Raw genomic sequence first — 484 nt, 5'->3', positions numbered from 1 at the left:
TCATCGGCTCCTGGTGCCAAGACATCCACCGTATGCCCTTACTAACTTGCTACAAAGATGCTCGCATCCACTGTGCAGTTCTCAAAGAACAATCAGACACCGCTCCCTATCCGCATCTCGCCTGCCGGCTCCCAACGGAGCAGGTGGTTCAAGAGCCGAAGCGGCCCGATCACTGAAAGACACAAAGAGCGTGTTCTCTCAGGACCCAACAGCGTACCGATCAATTCAACCCGCCCCCAACGATCCTTTCCACGCTCCGAAGAGCAGTACTCACATCGCCGGCAACAAGCCGTCATGCCAGCCAGCATCCACTAATGAGCCCCACCCAGCATCGAGGCTGGCGTGGGTTCTGACCACTGCTGAGACGTTCGCTCAGTACAGCGGTAGATGCTCCTTAGAAAGGAGGTGATCCAGCCGCACCTTCCGGTACGGCTACCTTGTTACGACTTCGTCCCAATCGCCAGTCCCACCTTCGACCGCTCCC

General features: G+C 57.4%; 1 rRNA gene. It reads right to left on the bottom strand.

The annotated features are described in order from the left end of the window. Positions 1-398: 398 nt before the first annotated feature. Positions 399-484, bottom strand: a 16S ribosomal RNA gene (locus FXN61_RS49980); the annotation flags it as partial.

Source organism: Lentzea indica (assembly GCF_012184385.1).
Lineage (GTDB): Bacteria > Actinomycetota > Actinomycetes > Mycobacteriales > Pseudonocardiaceae > Lentzea > Lentzea indica.
This window is presented reverse-complemented; position numbering and strand designations above follow the sequence as displayed.